General features: G+C 62.0%; 23 protein-coding genes and 1 pseudogene. 13 read left to right on the forward strand and 11 right to left on the reverse strand.

The annotated features are described in order from the left end of the window. Positions 1-20: 20 nt before the first annotated feature. Both NLM15_RS32285 and NLM15_RS32290 read right to left on the reverse strand, forming a co-directional pair. On the reverse strand, positions 21-1,037 hold the full coding sequence (locus NLM15_RS32285; RefSeq protein WP_254121803.1) for a sugar ABC transporter substrate-binding protein: 1,017 nt from the start codon (positions 1,035-1,037) through the stop codon (positions 21-23). Between the two features lie 48 nt (positions 1,038-1,085). After that, entirely contained in the window at positions 1,086-2,084 is a 999-nt protein-coding gene (locus NLM15_RS32290; protein WP_254121804.1) for an ABC transporter permease, read from the reverse strand. A 390-nt stretch (positions 2,085-2,474) separates the two neighbouring features. On the opposite strand from NLM15_RS32290, the gene NLM15_RS32295 reads away from it, so the two are divergent. Beyond that, positions 2,475-2,984: a hypothetical protein gene (locus NLM15_RS32295; RefSeq protein ID WP_254121805.1), complete on the forward strand. Its 510-nt coding sequence runs from the start codon at positions 2,475-2,477 to the stop codon at positions 2,982-2,984. A gap of 64 nt (positions 2,985-3,048) precedes the next feature. On the opposite strand, the gene NLM15_RS32300 is transcribed toward NLM15_RS32295, so the two are convergent. Next, the gene (locus NLM15_RS32300) at positions 3,049-3,549 is read right to left on the reverse strand and encodes an Lrp/AsnC family transcriptional regulator (RefSeq protein WP_254121806.1); all 501 of its coding nucleotides are present in this window, start codon (positions 3,547-3,549) and stop codon (positions 3,049-3,051) included. Positions 3,550-3,674: 125 nt separating this feature from the next. Here NLM15_RS32300 and NLM15_RS32305 point away from each other — a divergent pair, with 125 nt between their 5' ends. Genes NLM15_RS32305 through lpdA form a run of 5 tightly spaced genes read left to right on the forward strand, consistent with a single transcriptional unit; the run spans position 3,675 to position 8,938 of the window. Next, positions 3,675-3,995 carry a hypothetical protein gene (locus NLM15_RS32305; RefSeq protein WP_254121807.1) on the forward strand — a complete coding sequence of 107 codons (321 nt, stop codon included), beginning with the start codon at positions 3,675-3,677 and terminating at the stop codon, positions 3,993-3,995. Beyond that, positions 3,992-5,224, forward strand: coding sequence for a 3-methyl-2-oxobutanoate dehydrogenase (2-methylpropanoyl-transferring) subunit alpha (locus NLM15_RS32310; protein ID WP_254121808.1), 1,233 nt, complete (start codon positions 3,992-3,994; stop codon positions 5,222-5,224). Before NLM15_RS32305 ends, NLM15_RS32310 begins: the two co-directional genes overlap by 4 nt. 3 nt (positions 5,225-5,227) lie before the next feature. Beyond that, positions 5,228-6,244 (forward strand): alpha-ketoacid dehydrogenase subunit beta, encoded by a 1,017-nt coding sequence (locus NLM15_RS32315; protein WP_254121809.1) that lies wholly within the window; start codon positions 5,228-5,230, stop codon positions 6,242-6,244. Continuing rightward, positions 6,244-7,527, forward strand: a complete 1,284-nt coding sequence (locus NLM15_RS32320) for a dihydrolipoamide acetyltransferase family protein (protein ID WP_254121810.1) — start codon at positions 6,244-6,246, stop codon at positions 7,525-7,527. The genes NLM15_RS32315 and NLM15_RS32320 overlap by 1 nt, the downstream gene beginning before the upstream one ends. Before the next feature lie 13 nt (positions 7,528-7,540). Further along, on the forward strand, positions 7,541-8,938 hold the full coding sequence (gene lpdA, locus NLM15_RS32325; RefSeq protein ID WP_254121811.1) for a dihydrolipoyl dehydrogenase: 1,398 nt from the start codon (positions 7,541-7,543) through the stop codon (positions 8,936-8,938). Between the two features lie 385 nt (positions 8,939-9,323). Here the strand turns inward: lpdA and NLM15_RS32330 are convergent, their stop codons facing one another. Next, positions 9,324-9,851: an autotransporter-associated beta strand repeat-containing protein gene (locus tag NLM15_RS32330; protein WP_254121812.1), complete on the reverse strand. Its 528-nt coding sequence runs from the start codon at positions 9,849-9,851 to the stop codon at positions 9,324-9,326. A 38-nt stretch (positions 9,852-9,889) separates the two neighbouring features. Continuing rightward, positions 9,890-10,285 carry a gamma-glutamylcyclotransferase family protein gene (locus NLM15_RS32335; protein ID WP_254121813.1) on the reverse strand — a complete coding sequence of 132 codons (396 nt, stop codon included), beginning with the start codon at positions 10,283-10,285 and terminating at the stop codon, positions 9,890-9,892. 375 nt (positions 10,286-10,660) lie between these two features. Between NLM15_RS32335 and NLM15_RS32340 the strand changes: the two are divergent. Then, positions 10,661-10,858: pseudogene (locus tag NLM15_RS32340) on the forward strand (DUF6496 domain-containing protein); the annotation flags it as partial. Between the two features lie 30 nt (positions 10,859-10,888). On the opposite strand, the gene NLM15_RS32345 reads toward NLM15_RS32340, so the two are convergent. Then, entirely contained in the window at positions 10,889-11,092 is a 204-nt protein-coding gene (locus tag NLM15_RS32345) for a hypothetical protein (RefSeq protein ID WP_254121814.1), read from the reverse strand. A 306-nt stretch (positions 11,093-11,398) separates the two neighbouring features. Here NLM15_RS32345 and NLM15_RS32350 point away from each other — a divergent pair, with 306 nt between their 5' ends. The 4 genes from NLM15_RS32350 to NLM15_RS32360 all read left to right on the forward strand — a co-directional run bounded on the left by NLM15_RS32350 (position 11,399) and on the right by NLM15_RS32360 (position 14,822). Beyond that, complete coding sequence (locus NLM15_RS32350; protein ID WP_254121815.1) at positions 11,399-11,914, forward strand: inorganic diphosphatase; 516 nt, start codon at positions 11,399-11,401, stop codon at positions 11,912-11,914. 343 nt (positions 11,915-12,257) lie between these two features. Continuing rightward, positions 12,258-13,931 (forward strand): DNA polymerase/3'-5' exonuclease PolX, encoded by a 1,674-nt coding sequence (locus NLM15_RS32355; protein WP_254121816.1) that lies wholly within the window; start codon positions 12,258-12,260, stop codon positions 13,929-13,931. A gap of 542 nt (positions 13,932-14,473) precedes the next feature. After that, positions 14,474-14,599 carry a hypothetical protein gene (locus NLM15_RS43590; protein ID WP_256565523.1) on the forward strand — a complete coding sequence of 42 codons (126 nt, stop codon included), beginning with the start codon at positions 14,474-14,476 and terminating at the stop codon, positions 14,597-14,599. Further along, entirely contained in the window at positions 14,583-14,822 is a 240-nt protein-coding gene (locus NLM15_RS32360) for a hypothetical protein (protein ID WP_254121817.1), read from the forward strand. Before NLM15_RS43590 ends, NLM15_RS32360 begins: the two co-directional genes overlap by 17 nt. Positions 14,823-15,295: 473 nt before the next feature. Here the strand turns inward: NLM15_RS32360 and NLM15_RS32365 are convergent, their stop codons facing one another. Together NLM15_RS32365 and NLM15_RS32370 are read right to left on the reverse strand one after the other, a co-directional pair. Continuing rightward, on the reverse strand, positions 15,296-15,475 hold the full coding sequence (locus NLM15_RS32365; RefSeq protein ID WP_254121818.1) for a hypothetical protein: 180 nt from the start codon (positions 15,473-15,475) through the stop codon (positions 15,296-15,298). Next, positions 15,472-15,699, reverse strand: a complete 228-nt coding sequence (locus NLM15_RS32370) for a hypothetical protein (RefSeq protein ID WP_309143627.1) — start codon at positions 15,697-15,699, stop codon at positions 15,472-15,474. The genes NLM15_RS32365 and NLM15_RS32370 overlap by 4 nt, the downstream gene beginning before the upstream one ends. 319 nt (positions 15,700-16,018) lie before the next feature. On the opposite strand from NLM15_RS32370, the gene NLM15_RS32375 reads away from it, so the two are divergent. Together NLM15_RS32375 and NLM15_RS32380 are read left to right on the forward strand one after the other, a co-directional pair. Continuing rightward, positions 16,019-16,480: an Hsp20 family protein gene (locus NLM15_RS32375; protein WP_254121819.1), complete on the forward strand. Its 462-nt coding sequence runs from the start codon at positions 16,019-16,021 to the stop codon at positions 16,478-16,480. Positions 16,481-16,599: 119 nt separating this feature from the next. Next, the gene (locus tag NLM15_RS32380) at positions 16,600-16,851 is read left to right on the forward strand and encodes a hypothetical protein (protein WP_309143628.1); all 252 of its coding nucleotides are present in this window, start codon (positions 16,600-16,602) and stop codon (positions 16,849-16,851) included. 444 nt (positions 16,852-17,295) lie between these two features. Here NLM15_RS32380 and NLM15_RS32385 read toward each other — a convergent pair whose 3' ends face one another. The 3 genes from NLM15_RS32385 to NLM15_RS32395 all read right to left on the reverse strand — a co-directional run bounded on the left by NLM15_RS32385 (position 17,296) and on the right by NLM15_RS32395 (position 19,251). Beyond that, positions 17,296-17,490 (reverse strand): hypothetical protein, encoded by a 195-nt coding sequence (locus tag NLM15_RS32385; RefSeq protein ID WP_254121820.1) that lies wholly within the window; start codon positions 17,488-17,490, stop codon positions 17,296-17,298. A gap of 263 nt (positions 17,491-17,753) precedes the next feature. Further along, the gene (locus tag NLM15_RS32390; RefSeq protein WP_254121821.1) at positions 17,754-17,993 is read right to left on the reverse strand and encodes a hypothetical protein; all 240 of its coding nucleotides are present in this window, start codon (positions 17,991-17,993) and stop codon (positions 17,754-17,756) included. Between the two features lie 322 nt (positions 17,994-18,315). Further along, positions 18,316-19,251 (reverse strand): transcriptional regulator GcvA, encoded by a 936-nt coding sequence (locus tag NLM15_RS32395; protein WP_254121822.1) that lies wholly within the window; start codon positions 19,249-19,251, stop codon positions 18,316-18,318. Positions 19,252-19,259 lie beyond the last annotated feature (8 nt).

The raw sequence follows: 19,259 nt of genomic DNA on the forward strand, positions 1-19,259 counted from the left end.
CCCATCGCGCGACCTGCCTGTTACTTGAGTTCGTCGAGCGTCCAGCAGTTGCGGCCCGTCGCGTTGCTCTTGTCGACGCGCGTCACCGGACCGAAGAACACATCCTTGATGGTCCCCGCCTTGCGGTTGCCCTGGAGCAGCTCCGAGATCTGGCCAGCGGCGATTTCGCCCTGGATGTCGGCATGGAAGTTGTAGACGACGGTCAGAAGGCCCTTCTTGACGCTGTCGCAACCCGTCTGGCTTCCCGCGCCGTTCGTCACGATGGTGACCTGGCCCGTCTTGCCTGCAGCCGCCACGGCGGCTCCGGCGCCGACCTCGGCATTGTCCCAGATCCCCATCACGCCACAGAGATCGGGATGCTGCTGGAGGACCGTCGCGGTGATCTGGCGCGCCTTGTCGGAATCGTAATTGGCGGCTTGGTCGGACACGAGTTGCAGGCCCGGATTTGCGGCGAGCACCTCGTTGATGCCCTGGCGCATGTAGATGTTGGCCGCCCCTGTCTCCACGCCCGCGAGCCAGACGACCTTGGTGGACGGGCCCTTGCCCTTGGCGCACGCCTTGGCAAGTTCGCCCATCTCGAGCCGGCCCATCTCGATCCAGTCGTTCCCCACGTAGGAATCGGTCTGGGTCGCCGACTGCATGTTGACCTGAAGGACCGCAATCCCGGCGTCCTGAGCCTGCTTCAACTGGCGCGCATAGGTCTGCACGTCCGGATTCTGCACAATCAGCAGATCAGGCTTCTCGGCAATCGCGCCCGTCAAGGCGCGAATGCCCGCCTCGGTATTCATGTTCGGATCGCGCACTTCGAGCGTGAAGCCATACCGCTGGGCATGACGCTGCCACACCGTCACCCAGGCCTGGTTCAGGTCGAAGCCCTGGGAGATCGGAACGAAGATCACCTTCTTGCCCTTGAGGGCTTTCAGGTATGCCTCTCTTCCGACCTGTTGCACCTCGGCTGCGACACTTGGCGCCGCGGCGGAGGCGAGGCCTCCGATCACGAGGCCAGCCAGCAGCAATTTTCGCAGAATGAAAGACATGATGTTCCTCCCGTTGTCTTGAAATTCTTGCAGCATCCGGCGACCGCCCTAGATGTCACCGCTCTGCGACGTCTGTTCGTCGCGCGGGTTCAGCACCGCATCGATCGCCAGCGCGCCGAGCAGGATCACGCCCTTGATCAGATTCTGGGCCGTGAAGCTGATGTTGAGAATGGTCATTCCGTTGGTCAGGACACCGACGAGGATGGTCCCCACCACGACGTTGCGGACGCCGCCCTGTCCGCCGCTGAGGCCGATCCCGCCAAGCACGACGACGAGGAGCACATCGTAGATCAGCGTCGAATTGTACAAGCGGGTATTGATGCCCGAGACCACCGCGCACATCAGGATGCCGGACAGAAAAGCGATCAACGCGCTCGCTGCATATTGCGAGATGATCACGGGGCGGGTCGGCAGTCCCATCGTTCGCGCGGCAAAGGGATTGTCGCCGGTCGCATAGATGAATCGTCCGAAGCGGGTCTTGCGCAGGAACAGGGCCACCAGGCCGGCCAGCGCAGCCGCCACACAGACCGAGACGGGAATGCCGGCGATCGATCCCGTCCCCAGAAACGTGAACCATTCGTAGCCCGTCGGGGCGTAGACCACGTCCGACTTGAAGACGATCCGCCCGGCGCCGTAGACCACCGATGCGAGGCCGAGGGTCGCGAAGATCGGCGGCACGTCGGCCACGGCGACGAGCGTTCCCGTGCCGACGCCGACCAGCGCGACGAGAAGCCCGCCGACCACGAGCGCCCAGCCGAACGGCAAACCGGTCGTCGACAGCCAGATGCTGAACGCGACGCCAATCACCATCACGGCGATCATGGTGAGGTCGATTCCGCGCCCCACCACGACCAGCGCCATACCGACGGCGAGGATGCCGAGCGTGGCGACGTTGTTCAGGAGCGTGAGGATATTTCCGGCGGTGAGGAATCTCGGCAAAAAGATCGAGAACGCCGCGATCAGGACGAGCGTCACGCCGAAGATGACCTCTTCCTGGGTCAGCTTGAACGACACAAGTCCGCGCGCCGAGGTCTCCGAGCGGCTCATATTCCGATCCAGTCTCGCCTGCTCCGGCTGCTGCCGGGCGCACCGGACCTGGAGGCGCAACCGGGCCGAGCCCGGGCGCAAGATTGGCCGCTCACGATCATCGTTTCCTCTGCCTGCAACAGGCTCTTCTTCGTGAACGCAGATGAGCGAGGTCGCTACGCTTCATGCAAGGCGCTTTTTCTGACCCCCTGTTTCGTTTTTCTGACCTGCCTGCATTCTCGGGGGTAACCTGGGAGACATCTCTGTCATTGAGAAAAACTGATGCCCCTTTCAGAATTACTGCTCTGCGTCGGCATTGCCTCAGTGCTCCGTCCACCTAAGATCGGAACTAGATCGACGCATCCATCAATCACAACGAAAGTCGGTCTGGCTCATCAGGGAGGTTCAAGCATGAAGGTTCGTAAGTTGCTGGCGCTTGCGGGTATGTTCGTCAGCATGTCCACTGCCGCGCTCGCTCAAGGTCAGGCGGAGGACGAATGCCTGAATCCCGGAAACGATGAGCTCCTGAAGCAAGGATGCGCCTATCTCGACGAGTTCATGAAGGCGTTCAATTCGCGCGATGCCGAAGCTTGGGCCAAGACCGTCCACTATCCGCACATTCGGATCGCCGCCGGCCAGGTGCAGATCTGGAACACGCCCGAAGAATATGCGCAATCGAACGATGCGAAGCAGTTGGCGCAGGCCTCGACCTGGGCTCGTTCGGCATGGACGTATCGCAAGCTCGTGCAGAAATCCGACGACAAGCTCCATTTCGTCACGAGATTCACGCGCTACGATGCCAACGACAAGCCGATATTGTCGGCCGACTCCCTCTATGTGATCGTCAAGAAGGATGGACGATGGGGAGCCCTGGTGCGATCGAGCTATGTCGGCATCATCGGCAAGAAGACCGCGTTCTGACGAACCACACCGTTTCAGTTCGACCTTATGGAGCAGACGTCAATCCGCTTGACGTCTGCTCTATTCAAGGCGGACCGGCCTTGGCAGGATCGATGGAGATCTGGCGCTTCAGAGTGCGCAAGCCAAATGTCGTTCGGGACTGCCGGATGCCCGGTATCCTGTACAACGCCTGTCGCAGGAAGCGCTCGTAGTGATCGGTGTCCCGCACGACGACCTTGATGAGATAGTCGTAGTCGCCGGTCACCAGATAGGCTTCCATCACCTCCGGAATTCGCGACAGGGCGGCGCCGAAGCGCTCGAGCACCTTGTCGTCATGCTTGTCCAGCGTGATCTCCACGAAGGCGATGTTGTTGTAGCCGAGATGGGCGTGATTGAGCACCGCGACGTATTTCTCGATCGCGCCGTTTTCCTCCAGGCGCTTTACTCTGGTCCAGCACGGCGAACTCGAGAGCCCGACCTGCTCCGCAAGCGCACTCGTCGTCAAGCGGCCGTCCTCGCAAAGCGCCGAGAGAATCCGGCGATCCAGTTGATCAAGCTCCTCCGTGGAGCCGCGCTTGGAGGACATCAGTCAATCCTTCTGTCGTTTTGCAGGTTCTCGGGAAAATATCCCGATACTTTAGCTATTCCGTCAAAATTTTGGGAAGTTTTCTTGCCCCAGGAGATTATCATTGCGCCGCGAGAGAACGTGACATGCAACCTCAACAGCGGCGACGCGTCAGCGTCACGGCCACCACGTCCGATCCCTTTGACGGGATCGTTCGACTTGTCCTCGACGCAGGGCGTTTCGGCTTCGGCCTCGACCAGCTCTCGATGACGACGCATTCCGACGGGAACCAAACGATACGGATGGTTCTTGAAGTCCAGCCGTCGGCCGACTGCGCGGACCTCACGGAGCGGTTGTCACGCCATCCGGCGATCATGGACCTTCGCGTCGCAGAGCTTTCGCGCGAGCCGTACGGTCAACCGGCTGTTGCCTCTTCACAACCCGCAAACGAGCGGACGCTTCCATGACCAGTCTCACGCCACTTCGCTTTCACGTTCCCGAGCCTGCAAGCCGGCCGGGGGGCAAGCCGGATTTCTCCGGTGTCACGATTCCGAAGGCAGGTTCGGTCCGGCGTCCGCCGGTCGACGTGGCGCCCGAGGAGATTCGCGATCTCGCCTATTCGATCATCCGCGTGCTCAATCATGAGGGCCAGGCAGTCGGACCATGGGTGCCGGACCTTGCCCGGGACGAACTGGTCGCTGGCCTGCGCCACATGATGACCCTACGCACGTTCGACGCGCGCATGCAGATGGCGCAACGCCAGGGTAAGACGTCCTTTTACATGCAGCACACCGGCGAGGAAGCGGTGAGCTGCGCCTTCCGCATCGCGCTCGGCCCCGACGACATGAACTTCCCGACCTACCGCCAGGCCGGCCTGCTGATCGCGCATGACTATCCGCTCGTCGACATGATGTGCCAGATCTATTCCAATGCGAACGACCCGATGAAGGGACGTCAGCTGCCGGTAATGTACTCGTCCCGAAAGCATGGCTTCTTCTCGATCTCCGGCAATCTCGCCACCCAATTCGTTCAGGCCGTCGGCTGGGCGATGGCCTCGGCGATCAAGGGCGACAGCCGCATCGCCGCGGCCTGGATCGGGGACGGCTCGACGGCCGAGTCCGACTTCCATGCCGCCCTCGTGTTCGCCTCGACCTACAAGGCGCCCGTCGTCCTCAACGTCGTCAACAATCAATGGGCGATCTCGACCTTCCAGGGCATCGCGCGTGGCGGCTCCGGCACCTTCGCAGCGCGCGGCCTCGGCTTCGGCATCCCGGCGCTCAGGGTCGACGGCAACGATTATCTTGCGACCTACGCCGTCGCGAAATGGGCCATCGAGCGGGCCCGGCTCAACCTCGGACCGACGCTGATCGAATACGTCACTTATCGCGCCGGCGCGCATTCGACCTCGGATGATCCGTCCGCCTACCGGCCGAAGCACGAGTCCGAGGAGTGGCCGCTGGGCGATCCCGTGATCCGGCTCAAGCAGCATCTCATCGCGGCCGGGGCCTGGTCGGAAGAACGCCACAAGCAGGCCGAGGCCGAAATTCTCGCCACAGTCATCGCCGCACAGAAGGAGGCCGAGAGCTTCGGTACACTGCACTCGGGCAGCAAGCCCTCGGCCCGCGACATCTTCGAGGACGTCTATGCCGAGCTGCCGCCGCACCTACGGCGCCAGCGCCAGCAGATCGGAGTCTGAGCCATGCCACGCATGACGATGATCGAGGCAATCCGCTCGGCGCTCGACGTCTCGATGGCTCGCAACGACGACGTCGTGGTTTATGGCGAGGATGTCGGCTTCTTTGGCGGCGTATTCCGCTGCACGCAGGGTCTGCAGCAGAAGTACGGCGTCTCGCGCTGCTTCGATGCGCCGATCAGCGAGTGCGGCATCGTCGGCACCGCGATCGGCATGGCCGCTTACGGCTTGCGCCCCTGCGTCGAGCTTCAGTTCGCCGACTACATGTATCCGGCCTACGACCAGATCGTCTCGGAGGCAGCTCGCCTGCGTTATCGCTCGGCCGGCGATTTCACCTGTCCTCTGGTCATCCGCATGCCGACCGGCGGCGGCATTTTCGGCGGGCAGACGCACAGCCAAAGTCCCGAGGCACTGTTCACCCATGTCGCCGGGCTGAAGACCGTGGTCCCCTCCAATCCCCATGATGCGAAGGGCCTGCTGATCGCGGCCATCGAGGATCCGGATCCCGTCATCTTCCTGGAGCCGAAGCGGCTCTACAACGGCCCGTTCGACGGTCACCATGATCGCCCGGTCACCGCATGGGCCAAGCATGAGCTTTCCGAGGTGCCGGAGGGACATTACACCACGCCGCTCGGCAAGGCGGTGACTCGGCGCGCCGGCGAGGCCGTCACCATCCTTGCCTACGGAACCATGGTTCACGTTGCCCTTGCGGCCGTCGAGGAAACAGGGGTCGACGCAGAGGTGATCGACCTGCGCACCCTGCTTCCGCTCGATCTCGAGACGATCGCTGCCTCCGTTGCCGGGACCGGCCGCTGCATCGTGCTGCATGAAGCAACGCTGACCTCCGGCTTCGGCGCGGAGCTCACGGCGCTGGTGCAGGAGCACTGCTTCTATCATCTCGAAGCGCCGGTGATGCGCGTCACCGGCTGGGACACGCCCTACCCGCATGCGCAGGAATGGGACTATTTCCCCGGCCCCGTCAGGCTCGGGCAAGCGCTGCGCGACATCGTGGAGGCACGCTGATGGGCGAGCGCAGCGTCAAGCTCCCGGATATCGGGGAAGGCATTGCCGAAGCGGAGCTGGTCGAATGGCACGTCAAGGAAGGCGATCTCGTTCGCGAGGACGACTTGCTCGCCACCGTGATGACCGACAAGGCCTCGGTCGAGATTCCCTCGCCGCTCGCGGGCGAGGTCAGCTGGATCGGCGCCAAGATCGGTGAAGCGGTTGCGATCGGCTCGACGCTGGTGAAGCTCAAGGTCGCCGGCGACGATGTCGCGGAGCGAGAAGACGAAGCGCCGAAGAAAGACGTCCCGACGCCGCCCATTGCGAACAAAGCCGAAGCCGCAAAGACCGAGTCAGCGTCCCCTCCCTCCATCCGCCCCGCGGCCCTCGAAGCCCGCCCAGCGACGACATCCGCGATCCGCCGCGCCCCGGGCGAGAAGCCGCTGGCCTCACCGGCCATACGCCTCAAGGCGCGCGAAGCCGGCATCGACCTGCGCCAGGTCCACGGCACCGGCCCCGCCGGACGCATCACCCGCGAGGACATCGACGCCTTCCTGTCGCGCGGGCCGGCACCTCGCCATGGCCGCGCCATGAGCCCGAAGACCGCCGTCACCGACGTGAAGTTGGTGGGCTTGCGCCGCCGCATTGCCGAGAAGATGGCGCTGTCGAAGTCCCGCATCCCGCACATCACCATCATCGAGGAGGTCAACGTCTCGCCGCTGGAGGATCTGCGTGCGACGCTGAACAGGAAGCCCGCGCCGGAGCATCCCAAACTGACGCTGCTGCCCTTCCTGATGCGCGCCATGGTCAAGGCGCTTGCCGAGCAACCTGCTCTCAATGCGCTCTATGACGACGAGGCCGGCATCGTCCATCAGCATGCCGGCATCCATATCGGCATCGCGACCCAGACCTCGTCGGGCCTCGTTGTGCCCGTGGTGAAGCATGCGGAGGCGCGCGACCTCCGCGACTGCAGCGTCGAGCTGAACCGTCTCGCCCAGCGCGCCCGCGAGGGCACCGCGACACGCGAGGAATTGACCGGCTCGACGATCACCATCACCTCGCTCGGCGCGCTCGGCGGCCTTGCGACCACGCCGGTGATCAACCATCCCGAGGTCGCCATCGTCGGCGTCAACAAGATCGCGATACGTCCGGTCTGGGACGGCACGCAGTTCGTGCCGTGCAAGATGATGAATCTCTCCTCCAGTTTCGACCACCGCGTCATCGACGGATGGGACGCCGCAATCTTCGTGCAAAGGCTCAAGGAGCTGCTGGAGACCCCGGCGACGATCTTCGTCGACCCCTGAGGCAGAAGAAGAAATGACCGAGATCACCTGTCAGCTTGTCGTCATTGGTGCCGGCCCCGGCGGCTATGTGTGCGCGATCCGCGCCGGCCAGCTCGGCCTCGACACCGTCCTCGTCGAACGTGGCAAACTGGGTGGAAGCTGCCTCAATGTTGGCTGCATTCCCTCAAAGGCCATCATTCATGTCGCCGAAGAATTCGAGAAACTGGTCGATGCGGCCGGCGGCAAGACGCCATTCGGCCTGACGGCGGCGCAGCCCGCGCTGGACTTCAAACAGGCGATCGCCTGGAAGGACGGCATCGTCCATCGGCTGAACAACGGCGTCGCCGCGCTGCTGCGCAAGGCCAAGGTCAAGATCGTTCAGGGCCACGCGCGTTTCCGCGACGGCAAGACGATCGTCGTCGAGACCGAGACCGGCGCGAAGACGATCAAGGCCGAGACGGTGGTGATCGCGACCGGCTCGGCTCCCGTCGAACTGCCATCGCTGCCGTTCGGCGGCAACGTCATCTCCTCGACCGGTGCGCTGTCGCTCGCAGAGGTGCCAAAATCCCTAGTCGTCGTCGGCGGCGGCTATATCGGGCTCGAACTCGGGACGGCGTTCGCTAAGCTCGGGAGCAAGGTCTCCGTGGTGGAGGCGCAGGACAGCATCCTGCCGCTCTATGACGCCGAGTTGACGGCTCCGATCGCCAGACGCTTGACCGCGCTCGGCGTCGAGGTGCTGACCGGCGCCCGAGCGCTCGGCCTCACCGCCCAGCGCGACGGATTGCGCGTCGAGATGGCCGACGGCCAGGAGCGCAGCCTGACGGCCGACAAAATTCTCGTCACGGTCGGGCGCGCGCCGGTCACCGCCACATTAGGGCTCGAGCAACTCGTGCTCGACATGGATGGTCGCTTCATCCGTATCGGCCAGCATTGCGAGACCTCGATGCGCGGCATCTATGCGATCGGCGATGTCACGGGCGAGCCTATGCTGGCGCATCGCGCCATGGCGCAGGGCGAGATGGTGGCGGAAATCGCAGCCGGCATGCCGCGCGCGTGGGACAAGCGTTGCATCCCGGCGATCTGCTTCACCGATCCCGAGATCGTCTCCGCGGGCCTGTCACCGGAAGAGGCGCGCGAGGCCGGCATCAACATCAAGGTTGGGCAGTTTCCCTTTGCAGCCAATGGCCGCGCGATGACGCGCCATGGCGAGTCTGGCTTCGTGCGCATCGTCGCCAGGGCCGACAATCAGCAGGTGATCGGTATCCAGGCGGTTGGACAAGGAGTCTCGGAGCTGTCTGCCGCGTTTGGCCTCGCGATCGAGATGGGCGCGGTCTTGCAGGACATCGCCGGCGCGATCCACGCGCATCCGACGCTGGGTGAGGCCATTCAGGAAGCCGCATTCAAGGCGCTCGGCCACGCGATCCACGTCTAGACCCATCCCGAAGTCGAGCGCGTTGTGCCTTCCGTACGTCAGGCCACAAAGCGCCGCACGAGACCCATTTGTTCTCGGCGACCACTCCGCGACGGTCCTGGAAAATGGTGGGCGCACCAGGGCTCGAACCTGGGACCCGCTGATTAAGAGGCGAATGATCTGCCAGGAAAATCAATGCCTATTCCGACAACCGAGCCGCCAAACCTACGTTGAAGACGCAACGGGTTTTCTCCTTGTCGGAATGACGAGTCTCGATTGACGAGAGCGAAAAAGGCGGATCGTGCATCCGTCGGGGGGTTCGAGTCAGGAGAGCGCTACCGCCGTTCCCCACACCCATCGGAGCTGCGATACCTTATTCAGTCTTCCGCATGGGGGCCGAAGTGAGCTAGGTGGCTTTTGCGCTCCTGTAACTGAATTCTGAGCGGGCCTGCCGCCCGGATCGCGATGTATGTCGAAGATTGAACCAGTGCGGACGTACCCTGCGATCGAGGCTGATGTCGGCGAGCGTCGCCAGCGTCGCGCCATCGATGAAAACCGTCGACGTCGACGGTCCCGAACCGAGATTGCTGGCGGAGATGATGGCCAAGGTACCGCCATCGACATGCGTTTCGCCGCTATAGGTGTTGTTGCCGGTCAACAGCAGTGTGCCGGAGTCGGTCTTGGTGAAGTTGCTGAACATGATGCGCCCGTCTCGCGCCATGCGCTCCAGCGGAAGCTCGCGTGAATAAACGCCAGCGCCGAAGACGCGATCGCGGATGGCATCAAGGCCGCGCCCGCTGCCACCGATGCTCAGAAGTACCGGCCCAAGCACGGCTATTTTGGGACGGGCACGCGGGACCGCACGGGTAATACCCAAGTGGTCTGCCGTTGAACGGCACAATTTGGAGTCGTCTGATTTGACGACCTCTTTCATAGCGACGTCGCCTCCTTGTCCTGAAGGCGACGTTCGGGTCATCGGGCCTCAATCGGAACAAACCGATGGTCATGGTAACTTTCGAGATATCCAGAATGATAGATACCCTGCGCTATCTCGCGGGATTTCATGTAGCCGAATGCTGAAACCCGCCCACCACTCGAAGCCGCTTCCAAATCAATAGTCAGACGGCAATTGCCCGGCTTGCCTACAGACTCTATGCGGTCAAGCGTCGCGAGCTGCGCGACATCAACCTGATAGACCTCGCCGAGAATATGGTGCCCTTCTCCGGGCTCGTTGAACATCATCGGGGCGAACCATGGTCCCGCAATGACAAGTGGAAAACGCTCCTGTGTTCGATAGGCACCGATCAGCCGTGCTTCCGACAGCCCTCGATTGTGGAGCGGGAAACCTTTTTTCAAGGTACCAAACACAAATTACAAGCACCTGCGGTTCAACCTGATTGGCTGTCGCCGCCACCTACCATCCAATCCTCGATACCTTCTTCATCTTCCTCGGCGCCAAGCCGCCGATCGCGCCGACGAGCTTGTCCGGATGCCTGGTGTTTTAACCGAGTTCTGGTGCGGCGCATCGATAAAGGTTCTCCAACTCTTCAATAGTGAAGCACTTGGCAGCGTTCCTAAAAGGCACTGCTGTCAGCGCGTCTGGATGCTCGGAGCTAGGGTTTGGAACCAGTCGGCTCCGCTAAGATTGTTTGATTGGGGCAGCCAGACAGCGACGAAGCGATGCTTCGCGTGGAAAGACAAGGAGCTCGTTTGTCGTCCTAAAACCGGAGAGAGAACCTACCCATGGCAAAGAAAGCCAAGAAGAAGCGTCGGTACTCAAAGAGCTCGGGCTCGGACGTCAAGAGCGAGATGCGACGCTACAAGAAGGGGACGGCTAAGAGCGGCCGTGGCGGAAAGGGCGGCAAGGTGAAAAGCAAGAAGCAGGCAATTGCGATCGGCCTTTCAAAGGCGCGCAAGAAAGGCAAGAAAGTTCCGAAGAAGTGACGGCGCCGTTACTGGGCTTCGTGGCCATCAGTCTGATCGCATCGGATTGCCGCCAATCTCTTCGATGATCCCTTCGACATCAAGGATACCCTCGTCCTCCGTTTTGTTGCAAGCGCAGGGCATGCCAGCGCCGCACTGGCAGCCGCCTTCTTTCTCAGTCCACGCTTTATCAGGGTGATTTTCGCACACCCAGCCGAGGCCGCCGCAGCTCGGACAATTCGGATCAGTCAACAAATATCTCCTAGATAGGCAAGGTCATCTCGAGTCCCGACAGGGCACCCGGCAGTCGCAGACGCGCTGCCTTGTGATTGGGCATCGAGCCAACCTAGACCCGCGGAAGGCGTTCCGATAGTTAATCGCGAAGTTGCCGTTCAATGGCGATCGCTTGACCCTGCATTGCGGACTCTCTCACGCTGGCAGGGAGATAAGGGAGTTCGCCGCAGCAGGAGCAGCTCAGTAACGCGAGGCACCACCCGCGCCCGACCAGCAAGCGCGGTCGTATCTGGAACCCGGCTTTCGCTCGCCGGTTCTCAACCCATGGTGAATTTTCTCAAGCTGCCGACCTGGGCGGACAAAGACCTGGCGAACTGTGTTGTGGAGACGCCGCGCGGCAGCTCCTGTAAGCTGGACTGGGATCCCGAACTGAAAGTCTTCACGCTCGCCAAACCATTGATGGCCGGCCTCACCTACCCGTACGACTGGGGGTTCATCCCTTCCACTAGGGCCGAGGATGGCGATCCGGTCGACGTCCTGGTAATCCACGACTCCCGGACCTATCCCGGTGTCGTGCTGCCCTGCCGTCCGGTCGGCGTGCTCGAGGTGCTGCAGAGAAGCAAGGGCAAGGAAGAGCGCAATGATCGGGTGTTCGCGGTGCCGGACCGCTCGCCGCTCGAAACCGATCTGGAGGACATACGGAAGCTCCCCGCCCGGGCGGTCGAGGAACTCGAACAGTTCTTCCGCGCGACGGTCGCGCTCGAAAAGAAGGAGCTTGAATTCCTGGGTTGGCACGGACCGGACCACGCGATCAAGACGATCAAGCAGCACTCGAAATGATGCGCTGCCTTGCTCGGATGGCGAACGAACTATAGACGCGGATCGGCGTTTACCGACCATCATGTCAGATGCATTTGACTACTTTCGCGCCTTTGCGGTCCGAGCCCTTTGCAAGGCCCGATCGATGCCAAAGGGCAGGATGAAGCACCTTCAGCTTGTGGCCGGGCGGATCTATAGTCTCCTCAAGAAAGAGGCCTCTTATGGTCCTAACACCCAGCACCTTGAGGACTTTCGGACAGCGCAGAAGCTTGAGAAGTCTATCGATCAACGGGCCGATGACGCCCCGGCCCTTCAAAGTCGCTTTGATCCCAACTTGCAAAGCACGGCACGGGAGATTCGTTGATTGCCGTCGCTCGACTCTCGCACCGTTGCAAGTCTCCTGCGAGAATATGCGCAACGCACCGCCCTGCGCGGTGGCAATCCCTACCGGGCGAAAGCCTATTCTCGGGCTGCCGATAGCCTGGCGGCCCTCGCCATCCCTCTCGATACGCTCATCGCCGAAGACCGGCTCAAAGAGATTCCTGGCGTCGGCGACGCAATAGCTGACATCATCACCAAGCTTCACAAGACGGGCACTCATCCGAGCCTCGAGAAACTGCGGAAGGAGATTCCTGCGGGTGTGATCGAGATGCTTGCTGTGCCCGGTCTCCGTCCGGAGAAAGTGCTGCGTCTCTACAAGGATCTCGGCATCATCTCCCTCGCCGAATTGGAGGCTGCGGCCAAGGCCGACCGCATCAAGAAGGCGAAGGGGCTGGGCGCCGCTCTCCAGACCAAGATCCTGCAGAACCTGGCCATAGCGAAAAGCGGAGAAGGCCGCCTCCATCTGCACCGTGCCGCCGCCCTGCTCGCGCGCGCCAAGGACTCGCTCCGTAAGGCCCGGCCAGAGCTGAAGCGCGTCACAGTCGCAGGCGACTTCCGCCGAGGCTGCGAACTTGTCGGTGATCTGACGATCGTTGCGGAAGCTCCCGATGCCGGCAAGGCCTCGACGGGAGACGGACTGCGGATCCACCTATCCGATCGTAAACATTTCGGCGCCGCCCTCCTCTTCGCCACCGGCTCCGCAGCTCATGTCGAGCAACTTCAAGCTTTGGCCGCGGAGAAGGGAATGCGGCTGGAGACCGATGGCTTGCACAAAAGCCGCACGCTGATTGCGGGCGACGAGGCCGACATCTACCGCGCCCTCGGCCTGCCTTTTATCGACCCCGAACTCCGTGAGGGGCGTGGCGAGGTCGAACTAGCTCTAAAAGGCAAGTTGCCGAAACTCGTCACCGACATGGACCTGCGCGGGATCCTTCACTGCCACACGGACGCCTCCGACGGCACCGAGACACTGGAGATGATGGCGAAGGCGACCCGCGAACGCGGGTTCGAGTATTTCGGGGTCGCTGACCATTCCAAATCGGCGCACTATGCCGGTGGTCTGTCGGTGGACGAGATCGCGCAGCAGCACCGGGAAGCCGACCGGCTCAACAAGCGCTTCGGCAAGGATTTCCGGATCCTCAAGGGCATCGAGTCCGACATCCTGGCCGACGGCTCGCTGGACTATGGGGACGATGTGCTGGAGCACTTCGACTTCGTGGTCGCGAGCATCCATGGCCGTTTCAAACTGGACCGCAAGGCGCAGACGCAACGCCTCCTCCGGGCCATCGCTGATCCTCATATCACCATCATTGGCCACATGACCGGTAGACAGCTCCAGCGGCGGCCAGGTTACGAAATTGACGTCGAAAAGGTGCTGCGGGCCTGCGCCAAGCACGACGTCGCCGTCGAGATCAACGCCCATCCGTGGCGTCTCGACCTCGATTGGCGCTGGCACCAGGCAGCCCTTGATTTCGGCTGCATGATGAGCATCAACCCGGATGCCCATTCGATCCCCGAGCTCGATCACATGCACTGGGGCGTCGAGATGGCGCGTAAGGGCGGCGTGCCATCTGATCGGGTCCTGAACGCGATGACGTTGCCGGAGATCACGCGATATCTTCGCCAGAAGCGGCGCTCCGTCGCCCGGGCGGCCTGATCACAGTTGCAACCGATCTTCCCCTTGGGGGCGAAGTGCAATCGCCCCGATCGCGAAAAGGTCGAGCACTGATCCGTCCCCTCCATAGGTCGAGGTGAATGCCTCTTGGAACTCGCCTCGAATCAGATTCCTATGCCCGCCGGCGTGCAGAAGCGAGGACGGGGATGGGGTCGATCTTAGGCGACGCGGGCCGTGCCGGTTCGGGCGTGCGAGCTTTGTTTGCAGCAAATGCGATTTTTGGGGCAGCACGCGGATTGCAGGCTGTTCAGGTGCGACGCCTGTGCCCTCGTAAGCACCGAAGCTCTCGGGGGCGTCGTGAATAGGCCCATGGAAGTTGAGGCAAAGCGGCCTTCCACGTGGCGCTGACGTGTGTATCCGCTGGGGCGAGGCTCATCTAGCATTGGCTTACCGTTATCCGCCGCTCGACAGGCTGGCCAGTTTGGCGGCGAGTTCGTTGCTGCTGAATGGCTTGACCATCCGTGGTAGATCAGGCGCAACGCCTTCGCCTTCGGCATAGCCGGACACGAGCAGGACTGACCACGATGCGACGCAAGCACGTCGCGATCGGTCGTGGTGTCCTGCGGTTCGAGTTCACTGGCAAGTCGGGAAAGCTATGGAAGCTGCGAGTCGAGGACAATCGCATCGCCGCGATTGAAGCGCTGCGCTGAACTCCCGGACCAGGAACTCTTCAAGTACCTGGACGACGACGGAGAGCCGCGCACAGTGGATTCGGGCGACGTCAACGTCTACGTCAAGGAGATCACGGGCGAGGACTTCAGAGCCAAGGATTTCCGCACCTGGGCGGGGACGGTGCTGGCGGCGATGGCGTTGGCCGAGTTCAGGAAGTACGACAGCCAGGCCGAGGCCAAGCGCAACGTCGTCGCGGATTGAGAGCGTTTCCAAACAACTCGGCAACACGCCGGCCATCTGTCGCAAATGCTACGTCCATCCCGAGGTCCTGAACGCCTACATCTCCGGCGATCTGGTCAAGATGATCGAAGCCAGGATCGCGCAGAACTTCAAGCGCCAGTACGCAAAGCTCACGTCCGACGAAATCATGGTGCTCGCGTTTCTTCGCAAGCGGCTTGGCGCCCTAAGGGCCGCCGCCTAGCGCCGAATATGGTGAGACGGCGGCGATACCGTCGCCCTCCATTGTCCGGCGGACGCAGATCGTGAGGCACTTGCGCACAACAGAAGAAACAACGCGCGCTCGGCCTTGTATCTCGCGCCCGCCCGACTGCAATCCGAACCGGACAGCATGACTTCGCCTCCAGCTCCGCAAACGGCCCACTTCCACCGCCCGCGTCCGCGAGGCTTCAACACGATGTCGAAGCCCGCGTAGTCATCCTCTTCGGTTCGGGAGTTCATGCAGCGAACAGTCCGGGTAAGCCATTCTGGAGCTGGTCCAGCAGCCGCTGCTCGCGGTCGATCCTAGTCAGGTAGAGCTCCCGTTCCTCTTCGGTCTTCGCCCCGGCAAGCAGTTGCCGGTAGTGGGCGACGACCTTTTCGTTGCCGCGGATCAGCAAGTCCCTGACGTCGGTCATGACGCCGCCCCCACGCTCGTCGGTGCGGGCGTTCTCGGAGGCATGTTGAACGCGATAGGAAAGGTCCGGGAACTCAACGCCTCCAGCGCCGCACTCTCCTCGGAAAGACGCCGTTCGATGAACTGGCGTTCAAGATCCGAGAGCCGCGTGTTCAGCAGGCTGCGATAGCGGTGGATGTTGCTGCGGTGCGCACGAATGCGGGCAAGATCTTCATCAATCATCATCGTCACTCCTGACGGTCTTCTAGATCCTTTATGATTCGAGAAACGGGAAGCGACTTCCCGGCGCAAAAAATATCTAGGCCGAAATCTCTGTCAAGAGGGCAGTCGTGCAGCGCGCAAATCCGGCCACTGCGGGTTAACCAGTCGGGGCTCAAAAATTTTGACCGTCCTCTTGAATCGCCATTGCGGTTCTCTAAGTCGTTTTTCGCCGCGAGAGCGGTGTGCCGGACGCCTTCACGGGTCCGCCGCGGGCGCCAGCCGGGATCTCCGGACCGCCGTCTTGCGCTCCTTCGTAACCATCTTGCTCTTAGGAGGACTTGGTATGAGGACCACCTTCGACTTCGCGCCCCTGTGGCGCTCCACCATCGGCTTCGACCACCTGGCCGGCCTCGTCGACACTGCGCTCCGCCAGGCGACCGATGACAACTATCCACCCTACAACATCGAGCGTTCCGGCGAGGACAACTATCGGATTACGCTGGCGGTGGCCGGCTTCGGCGCCAACGACATCACGGTCGTGGCCGAGCAGAATGCATTGACCATCGAAGGCAAGAAGCCCGAGACGGCGGCCGGCGAGTATCTGTATCAGGGCATCGCCGCGCGCCCGTTCCGGCGCATCTTCAATCTCGCCGACTACGTCCAGGTCAAGGAGGCCTCCTTCCGCGATGGTCTTCTGATCATCGACCTCGTCCGCGAGGTGTCGGAAGCCATGAAGCCGCGCCGGATCCAGATCGGAAACGGCGGCAGCAATTCCTCAACGCAGATCGAGCAGAAGGCCGCCTGAGGCCGCTTCCAAGTTCGACGCGGAACGTGGCGCGCGCAAGCGTGGCCGCGCTCCGCGGCGGCTCCGGTCGTCACCCGACGACCGCATCCCACACGAAAGGAGAGTAAAGGGATTCCACGATGACCAACGCAAATACCAATAGGGGCAACCTCAACCCCCTCTTCCACCCGGCCGCGCACTACTCGTCTCCGGACGACGTCCTGAACGACAAGGAACTCACCGCTCCGGAGAAGCGCATCATCCTATCGTCATGGGCATCCGACATGTTCGCCGTCGAATCCTGTCCCGCCTTGCGCGAAATTCCCGGCATAGCCCACACGTCAATATTTTGGCACTCGGTGAAACACGCCGAAACTACGAAAACCCTATGAAATACGTGCTTTTGCGCTACCCTGATGCGAGCTGTTTCAGCGGGCTTCACCAAAATAAGGGCCCGGCCCTAAAGCCTTTCAGTGTCCGCACGACAGACTGAAAGCCCCAAAGCCGAGCCCTTTGGTCCGAAGCCTTAGGAGCCGAAACCATATGGATACTACCATTGTCCCCTCCCCCGCCGGCAAGCGGGGCCGCAATAGCAGCGTCATCCTGAACGACCGCCTGTGCGAGAAACGAGTCGCCAAGAGGTCCAAGTTCTACGACCGTAAGTGCCCTGGCCTGTACGTCAGCATCACCACGGCGGCGCCTCTTAGCTTCGGTTCGTCCTCGCAGATTATTTGGATGCTGTGCTCAATGTGCCCATCAAGGCCCATGATATGTACGCGGTACTCTTCCATCTGCTGCCCCCTTTCGCAAACGACAGGCCACCAACTGAAGCGGCGTTATTCTTCAGGAGCTTGCAGGCCTGGTGACGTCAGCCACCCGTCTACATGAGAAGCGGTTTCGAGCTGGCGCAGTTTGCTTTCTAGAAGGTCATGCTGCGGTCCTGGCTGCGTATTTTCCAATTCCGCTATGATGCTGGCTCTCTCCGCGTGCAGATTCTCGTCAAAGATATAGGGTTGTGGGCGTCGTCTCATGGCACTCTCCTTCCCCTAGCGAATTGGGCGGGAGCGCAACCGGCGTTCTCATCACCGATCGAAGCCACGGTGCCGTGCGGTGATGGAACCACTATGCACCCTGGGACCGGAGCGACGCCAGAACGAATCTCAAGTCGAAGCCCTCAAGCATGCTGCTCGCGGCCCAACTGCAGCAAGCAGATGTTGTCATCGCGGCAGCGGAGGGGCGCACGATTTGCGAGGGGCTTTCGACCAGCCGACGATACGTTCCCCTCCCCGCGCCTCTAGCAGTCCGTTGCCTTTTTCTCGGACGGTGCGGGCTCCGCTGCACCGGCCGTCGCCTTCTTTGACTGTTCAGTGGGCGCGGGACGTGTCTGATCGACCGTGCCTGCCGTCTTATCCGGTTGCTGTGCGGAAGGGGCAGGCTTGGTCGCCGTCGATTGCTCGGCAGCGGTCGGCTGGCTCTGCATCTGGCGCTGCGCGTCTTCCGACGACGTCGCGGTATGCTCTGTGGCTTTGCCCATCGAAGATGTCGGCGGTTGCTGCTTGGAACCAGCTGCTGTGGAACCAGTGGTCTGCCCGGTATACCCCGGGACATTTCCTGATCCTGCATCGCGGCTCGCCGTGTTGCAGGGGCCAGCATACACGGACGTAGCGCTGAAGGCGAGCACCGCTCCCAAGGTCATAAGTCTGTAAGCAATCATGGCCCTTTTTCCTTAGTTAGGCCCCGGACGATTGAACAAAAGTATGGGCCTTCTGTTCCGATCGCGGCGGCATCGACGCGCGGCCCAGACGCACCGGCCTCCCGAGCAACGATAGTTGGGGCAAGGTGGGAGCGCTTGGATATTACCGTCGCTTCATCTTCGAAGCCCCAGCAACCGATTTGAGCCGGCGTAGATCGTTCGACGCCTCCGTGAGCAGCCACTCGCGAAAGGTGCCAATCTTTGGCAGCGACGTGGTCGCCTTGGGGCAAACGATCCAATAACTCTTCGACAGTGGCAACGACTCCGGAAAAGCCAGCGCCAGCCGACCGTTGATCAGATCCCAAGCCGACAGGGTCGTGCGAGCAAGAGCTATACCCTGCCCATTGATCGCCGCATCGATGACCATGCTCGCACGATTGAGGACCGGGCCGTGCGTGACGTCGGCGTCATCGATGCCGACGCCCCGCAGCCAATTCGCCCAGTCTGACCGGCTGTCCAGGTGGATCAGAGGAAACTTCAGAATGTCGGCTGCCCCGTTGATGCGGCGGCGCCCCACCAGCAACTTTGGACTGCACACGGCAAAGAGCCGCTCCGAGCAGAGCCTAACGGCATCCAGACCCGGCCAATTGCCGTCACCGTGACGTACAGCAAGATCGACCTCCTCGCGGGCAAAATCGACGTGATGCATCGTGGCCGAGACGCGGAGGTCGATGCCCGATTGCGTCTCCGCGAAATGGCCGAGCCGATGCACCAGCCACTTGGCGGCGAAGTCTGGTGAGGTCGAGACCGTGAGTACGCCGGCATTCTGCCGCTGCAACAACCGCTCGGTGCCGATGGCGATGCGATCGAGCGCGTCGCGCACGACTGCAAGATAGTCGCGACCGGCCTCGGTGATGATCAGACGCTGCCGCTCACGGTTGAACAATTTTAACGCAAGCTCCGTCTCCAGCGCTTTCACCTGATGGCTTACCGCGCCTTGGGTGACACAAAGCTCTTCAGCCGCGCGCGTAAAACTCTCGTGCCGCGCGGCGGCTTCGAAGGCCTTCAGGGCATTGAGCGGTGGCAGGCGTGGGCGCATCGTACCGA

Origin of the sequence: Bradyrhizobium sp. CCGB20 (assembly GCF_024199855.1) — a bacterium.
Lineage (GTDB): Bacteria > Pseudomonadota > Alphaproteobacteria > Rhizobiales > Xanthobacteraceae > Bradyrhizobium.

Excerpts from the sequence above, each read along its gene's own strand:
- NLM15_RS32330 (WP_254121812.1), bottom strand. The coding sequence starts at position 9,851 with ATGAAAGAGGTCGTCAAATCAGACGACTCCAAATTGTGCCGTTCAACG.
- NLM15_RS32290 (WP_254121804.1), bottom strand. The coding sequence starts at position 2,084 with ATGAGCCGCTCGGAGACCTCGGCGCGCGGACTTGTGTCGTTCAAGCTG.
- NLM15_RS32390 (WP_254121821.1), bottom strand. The coding sequence starts at position 17,993 with ATGGGCAAAGCCACAGAGCATACCGCGACGTCGTCGGAAGACGCGCAG.
- NLM15_RS32385 (WP_254121820.1), bottom strand. The coding sequence starts at position 17,490 with ATGAGACGACGCCCACAACCCTATATCTTTGACGAGAATCTGCACGCG.
- NLM15_RS32370 (WP_309143627.1), bottom strand. The coding sequence starts at position 15,699 with ATGATGATTGATGAAGATCTTGCCCGCATTCGTGCGCACCGCAGCAAC.
- NLM15_RS32375 (WP_254121819.1), top strand. The coding sequence starts at position 16,019 with ATGAGGACCACCTTCGACTTCGCGCCCCTGTGGCGCTCCACCATCGGC.
- NLM15_RS32295 (WP_254121805.1), top strand. The coding sequence starts at position 2,475 with ATGAAGGTTCGTAAGTTGCTGGCGCTTGCGGGTATGTTCGTCAGCATG.
- NLM15_RS32310 (WP_254121808.1), top strand. The coding sequence starts at position 3,992 with ATGACCAGTCTCACGCCACTTCGCTTTCACGTTCCCGAGCCTGCAAGC.
- NLM15_RS43590 (WP_256565523.1), top strand. The coding sequence starts at position 14,474 with ATGCGACGCAAGCACGTCGCGATCGGTCGTGGTGTCCTGCGGTTCGAG.
- NLM15_RS32380 (WP_309143628.1), top strand. The coding sequence starts at position 16,600 with ATGACCAACGCAAATACCAATAGGGGCAACCTCAACCCCCTCTTCCAC.
- NLM15_RS32365 (WP_254121818.1), bottom strand. The coding sequence starts at position 15,475 with ATGACCGACGTCAGGGACTTGCTGATCCGCGGCAACGAAAAGGTCGTC.
- NLM15_RS32315 (WP_254121809.1), top strand. The coding sequence starts at position 5,228 with ATGCCACGCATGACGATGATCGAGGCAATCCGCTCGGCGCTCGACGTC.
- NLM15_RS32300 (WP_254121806.1), bottom strand. The coding sequence starts at position 3,549 with ATGTCCTCCAAGCGCGGCTCCACGGAGGAGCTTGATCAACTGGATCGC.
- NLM15_RS32350 (WP_254121815.1), top strand. The coding sequence starts at position 11,399 with ATGGTGAATTTTCTCAAGCTGCCGACCTGGGCGGACAAAGACCTGGCG.
- lpdA (WP_254121811.1), top strand. The coding sequence starts at position 7,541 with ATGACCGAGATCACCTGTCAGCTTGTCGTCATTGGTGCCGGCCCCGGC.
- NLM15_RS32305 (WP_254121807.1), top strand. The coding sequence starts at position 3,675 with ATGCAACCTCAACAGCGGCGACGCGTCAGCGTCACGGCCACCACGTCC.
- NLM15_RS32395 (WP_254121822.1), bottom strand. The coding sequence starts at position 19,251 with ATGCGCCCACGCCTGCCACCGCTCAATGCCCTGAAGGCCTTCGAAGCC.
- NLM15_RS32320 (WP_254121810.1), top strand. The coding sequence starts at position 6,244 with ATGGGCGAGCGCAGCGTCAAGCTCCCGGATATCGGGGAAGGCATTGCC.
- NLM15_RS32285 (WP_254121803.1), bottom strand. The coding sequence starts at position 1,037 with ATGTCTTTCATTCTGCGAAAATTGCTGCTGGCTGGCCTCGTGATCGGA.